General features: G+C 73.7%; 3 protein-coding genes. 2 read left to right on the forward strand and 1 reads right to left on the reverse strand.

The window, feature by feature from the left end:
- Positions 1-36 precede the first annotated feature (36 nt).
- On the reverse strand, positions 37-2643 hold the full coding sequence (pepN, locus tag H9657_RS05840) for an aminopeptidase N (RefSeq protein WP_191781291.1): 2607 nt from the start codon (positions 2641-2643) through the stop codon (positions 37-39).
- A 234-nt stretch (positions 2644-2877) separates the two neighbouring features.
- On the opposite strand from pepN, the gene H9657_RS05845 reads away from it, so the two are divergent.
- Positions 2878-3498: a mycothiol-dependent nitroreductase Rv2466c family protein gene (locus H9657_RS05845; protein ID WP_191781292.1), complete on the forward strand. Its 621-nt coding sequence runs from the start codon at positions 2878-2880 to the stop codon at positions 3496-3498.
- Positions 3495-4034, forward strand: coding sequence for a hypothetical protein (locus H9657_RS05850; protein WP_318241321.1), 540 nt, complete (start codon positions 3495-3497; stop codon positions 4032-4034). The genes H9657_RS05845 and H9657_RS05850 overlap by 4 nt, the downstream gene beginning before the upstream one ends.
- Positions 4035-4146: the final 112 nt, after the last annotated feature.

A 4146-nucleotide genomic window follows, 5' to 3' on the forward strand; every position in this document is an offset into this window, starting at 1 on the left:
GCCGGGCACCGTGCGGTGCCCGGCCGTCGTCGTGCGTCACGCGCGGCGGCGGTCGGCCTCCTGCGCGGCGAGCGCGCGTCGGACGCCGTCGCGCGACTCCACGACGAGGCGCCGCAGCGCCGCCGGTGCGTCGCCGTGCGCGGCCAGCCAGGCGTCGGTGGCACCGAGCACGTCCACCCCGGGGTGGTCCGCGAGGGCGGTCGGGTAGAGCCCGAGCACCACGTTCTGCGCCATCTCGTTCGTCTTCTCGGCCCAGACACGCTCGAGGTCCGCGAAGTACGGCTCCACCCACGGCACGAGCAGCGCGTTGTCGTGCACGCGGCCGAACCCGCCGATCGTCGCGGCCTGCAGGGCGTTCGGCAGGTCGTCGCCCTGCACGACCGCCGACCACGCCCGCTCCTTGGCCTCCGGCGTCGGCACCGCGGCCCGGGCGGCGGCCGCCGCGCGCTGGCCGGTGGCCGTCGCGTCGGCCGCCTGCTGCGCGGCGATGTCGGCGTCACCCGCACGGCCGCCCGCGACGAGCGCGGTCAGCAGCTCCCAGCGCAGGTCCGTGTCCACGGACAGCCCGTCGAGGGTGCGCCGTCCGTCGAGGATCTCGGTCACGACGTCGAGCTGCGCGGCGGTGCGCGAGCGGCCCGCGAACGCCTTGAGCAGCTGGAGCTGCTGGTCCGAGCCGGCCGGTGCGGCCAGCGCGAGCTCCAGCAGCCGGTCGGCCGCCGCCGTGGCGGTGGCCTCGCGGTGCTCGGACGCGACGTACAGGTCGAGCGTCGTGGTGAGCTGGCGCAGCAGCACGAGGATGACGGAGGAGTCCGTCTCGTGCGCGATGTTGCCGAGCACGAGGTCGACGAAGTCCCGCGCGGGCGTCTCGCCGTCGCGCGTGGCGTCCCAGGCCGCGTTCCACACCAGGGTGCGCGGGAGGGAGTCGGTGAACTTGTCCAGGTGCGCGACCGACGTCGCGAGCGACTCGGGGTCGAGCCGGACCTTGGCGTAGGCCAGGTCCTCGTCGTTGACGAGCAGCAGTGCCGGGCGGCGCACGTCCACGAGCTCGGGCACCTCCGTGCGCGGGCCGTCGACGTCCAGCTCGACGTGCACCGTGCGGACCAGGCGCGCGTCGTCGCCGTCGCCCACGAGGTCGTAGCCCCCGACCGCGAGCCGGTGCGGGCGCTGCACGGGGTGCTCGTCCGGGACCTCCTGCAGGACCGCGAAGGACGTGATGACGCCGTCGGCGTCGACCTCGACCGCGGGACGCAGCAGCGTGACGCCCGCCTGCTCGAGCCACAGCGCCGACCACGCCGACAGGTCGCGCCCGCTCGTTCGCTCGAGCTCGGTCAGCAGGTCGTGCAGCTGGGTGTTGCCCCACGCGTGCCGCTGGAAGTAGGCGCGCACGCCCGCGAAGAACTGCTCCTGACCGACCCAGGCCACGAGCTGCTTGAGCACCGACGCGCCCTTGGCGTACGTGATGCCGTCGAAGTTGACCTCGACGTCCTCGAGGTCACGCATGTCCGCGACGATGGGGTGCGTCGACGGCAGCTGGTCCTGCCGGTAGGCCCACGACTTCTCGAGCGACGAGAACGTCGTCCAGGCGCTCGTCCACTGCGTGGCCTCGGCCGTCGCGAGCGTCGAGACGTACTCCGCGAACGACTCGTTGAGCCACAGGTCGTCCCACCACCGCATGGTGACGAGGTCGCCGAACCACATGTGGGCGAGCTCGTGCAGGATCGTCACGGCGCGCCGCTCGACCGTCGCGTCGGGCACCTTGGAGCGGAAGACGTAGGACTCGAGGAACGTCACCGCGCCCGCGTTCTCCATCGCGCCCGCGTTGAACTCGGGGACGAAGAGCTGGTCGTACTTGGCGAACGGGTACGGGTGGCCGAACCGCTCCTCGTAGAACGCGAAGCCGGCACGCGTCACGTCGAGGATGTTGTCGGTGTCGAGGTGCTCGGCCAGCGACGAGCGGCAGTACACGCCGAGCGGGATCGTGCGACCGTCGCTGCTCGTCAGCTCGCCGTGCTCGCCGTGGTACGGGCCGGCGACGACCGCGGTGATGTAGGACGCGATGGGCGGCGTCGTCTCGAACCGCCACGTCGCGGTGCCCTCGTCACGGCCGCCGTTGAGGTTGCGACCGCCCTCCACCCGCTGCGGCAGCCCGAGCTGGGGGTAGTTCGACACGACCGTCCAGTGCGCCGGCGCCGTCACGGTGAACGTGAACGTCGCCTTGAGGTCGGGCTGCTCGAAGACGGCGAACACGCGGCGCGAGTCCGCGACCTCGAACTGGCTGTACAGGTACACCTCGTCGTCGACCGGGTCCACGAAGCGGTGCAGGCCCTCGCCGGTGTTCATGTACGCGCAGTCGGCGACGACCGTGAGCTCGTTCTCGTCGGCCAGGTCGTCGAGACGGATGCGCGAGTCCGCGACCACGTCGGCGACGTCCAGCGAGCGCCCGTTGAGCACGACCTCGTGGACCGTCGGGGCGATGAGGTCGATGAACGTGCCGGCACCGGCGGACGCCGAGAACCTCACCGTCGAGCGGGACGCGAAGGTCGTCGGACCTGTCGTCAGGTCGAGCTCGACGTCGTACGCGTGCGTGCGGACGAGGGCGGCGCGCTCGGCCGCCTCGGCGCGGGTGAGGTTCTCTCCTGGCACGGATGCTCTCCGATCGTTCTGCGGCGGTGGCCACGGTGGGCTGCAGCGGCGACCGGGCGGTCGGCGACGACCGGGGGTCGGGTCGGCCGGGGCGGGACGCCGCCGTGTCGCACGTGCGCGACCGCACGATCATGCCACGGTGCCCCCCGTCGGCAGCGGAGACCTGCAGGGATGTGCACCACCACGCCGGAAGGGGCACACTCTGGCTGACCCTGCGACTGAGAGGAGGCCGGCGTGCCCGTCGTCGACTTCTGGTTCGACCCCGCCTGCCCGTGGGCGTGGATGACGTCCCGCTGGATGGACGAGGCCGCGCGCGTGCGTGACGTCGACGTCCGGTGGCACGTCATGAGCCTGTCCGTCCTCAACGAGGGCCGCGACCTGCCCGAGCGCTACCGCGAGCTGATGGACGCGTCGTGGGGGCCCGTGCGCGTCCTGGTCGCCGCCGCGCGGGACCACGGCGACGAGGTCCTCAAGCCGTTGTACGACGCGATGGGGACGCGCCGGCACCCCGGCGGCCGGACCGACACCGACGCGATCGTCGCGGAGTCCCTCGCGGAGGTCGGGCTGCCCGCGTCGCTCGCGGACGTCGCGGCCACGCAGGAGGTCGACGACCTGCTGCGCGCGTCGCACGCCCGCGCCATGGAGCTCGTGGGCGACGAGGTCGGCACGCCGGTCGTCGCCATCGACGGCGTCGGGTTCTTCGGCCCGGTGATCACGCCGGCGCCGAAGGGCGAGGCCGCCGGGCGCCTGTTCGACGGTCTGGCGCTGGTCACCAGCGTGCCCGGGTTCTACGAGCTCAAGCGCACCCGCACGCAGGGCCCGGTGTTCGACACCCCGGCGTCCTCCCCGGCGTGAGCGTCCCGGGGCCCCTGCGCGGCCTGAGCCGCGGTCTGCAGGTGTTCGTGCTCGTCGACGTGCTGCTCGTGCTCGTGCTGGTCGTCGTGCTGGCCGTCGCCCTGCCCGGTCGCGGCGGTCCGGACGCACCGGCCGGGGCCGGCACCGCGACGCCCGCCGCGACGTCCGACGCGGGCGACGGCGAGGCCGCGCCGGTCGACCCCGTCGCGTTCACGCTGCCCAGCGGCAACATCGCGTGCGAGATGAGCGCCGAGGGCGTGCTCTGCACGATCGGGAGCTTCACGTACGCCGCACCCCAGGTCACCGGGTGCGAGGCCGAGACGGGTCACGTCGTGCGCCTCGACGCCGAGGGCTTCGGGTTCCTGTGCGAGGACGACGGCGTCCCGAGGATCGCCGGCGGCAGCGAGCTGAGCTACGGCGCGCGCGAGAGCGTCGGCGGCTACACCTGCGCGTCGGGCACCGACGGCGTGACGTGCACCGACGCCACGGGCGTCGGGTTCCGGCTGGCCCGCGGCCAGTGGACGGCCCTGCCCTGACGGACGCGGGGGGGGGGGGGCCGGGGGACCACCGCCCCACGGCCGGGCCGCGTACGGCGCAGCAGTGCGCGCGCGGCGGGCTGGCCGACCAGGACCCCCGCGAGGACCATGA

Source organism: Cellulomonas avistercoris (assembly GCF_014836445.1).
Taxonomy (GTDB): domain Bacteria; phylum Actinomycetota; class Actinomycetes; order Actinomycetales; family Cellulomonadaceae; genus Cellulomonas; species Cellulomonas avistercoris.